Source organism: Methanophagales archaeon, from assembly GCA_021159465.1.
Classification (GTDB): Archaea; Halobacteriota; Syntropharchaeia; order Alkanophagales; family Methanospirareceae; genus G60ANME1.
Genome location: JAGGRR010000211.1, coordinates 1 through 1,099, shown reverse-complemented (window position 1 = coordinate 1,099; position 1,099 = coordinate 1). Strand labels below are relative to the sequence as shown.

The 1,099-nt window shown below is 42.4% G+C and carries 1 protein-coding gene; it reads left to right on the top strand.

Features of this window, described 5'->3' with window-relative positions; genetic code table 11:
* Positions 1-119: 119 nt before the first annotated feature.
* Entirely contained in the window at positions 120-833 is a 714-nt protein-coding gene (locus tag J7J01_09040; GenBank protein MCD6211009.1) for a transposase, read from the top strand.
* The last annotated feature ends 266 nt before the right edge of the window (positions 834-1,099 follow it).

Below are 1,099 nucleotides of genomic sequence, written 5' to 3'. Positions count from 1 at the left end.
GGAAAGAGCAACAGAGAGATAGCGTTTGAGATGAGGGTCAGCGTTTCAACGGTCAAGAGGGTATGGTCTTACTGACTCACATACGGGGAGTATTTGCCAATAAGAAAGAGGGGAGAAAGGTGAAAGAGTTAAGCGAAAAGGAGAAGGTAATAGAGCAAGTGTATGGCATTGGCATCCACATCCCTCACAACCGCATCCACAAATACTTGCTTGAAGAAGGATTGGCAAAGGAAGAACCGAGGAAGAAGAGAAGAAGGATGCCATACGTAAGGTATGAAAGAGAGCATTCGATGTCAGCTGCCCATGCCCATATAGACTGGTTTGAGAAGGATGGGATAAAGTTCTGTGCTATTCTGGATGATGCTTCAAGGAAAATCCTTGCAGCAGGAGAATTCAAGAATGCTAACACTGAAAACAGCATAGCTTTGGTAGATAAGCTTGTTGAGGATTACTGGGGCATCATGCCTTTAAAAGAGCTGATCTCAGACAATGGAAGTGAGTTCGGAGCTCACAGAAAGAATGGTAAAAAGGAATGGGACAGCAGATTCAAGCGTCACCTTGAATCCCTGGGTATAAAGCTGATAACATCCAGGATAAAGCATCCCCAGACAAACGGTAAGATAGAGAAACTCTTTGACTGCTACAACAGGTACAGAGACGATTTTGAAAGCTTGGATGACTTCGTTTACTGGTACAACGACGTCAGATTCCATGAAAGCCTTGACACCAAACACTATCTCCAAACACCAGAAGATGCCTTCTGGAGCAGGTTGCCGGTAGAGGTAAGGTTAGGTGTTGTATTCAAGCTTTTTGATGAGGTGATAGGGGAATGAGAGGTAGGGTTTATAAAGTCAAAAATTTCAGGACTACACAGAACTGTTTAAGCTATAAAAGTGACTATTTTAGGCGGTGATACGATATATGAATCTAAATAATGAAAAGGGAATAGACCCCACGGTAGAGGCAATTGTAGAGATGTTACCAGAGAATTTTTTAAGAAATACTGCACGAGAGAGCGTACTTATTATAAGGGAGCGTAAAATTGACCCGGTTATTCTTTTCTGGGTGTTAACGCTTGGATTTGGTACAACATTTACCT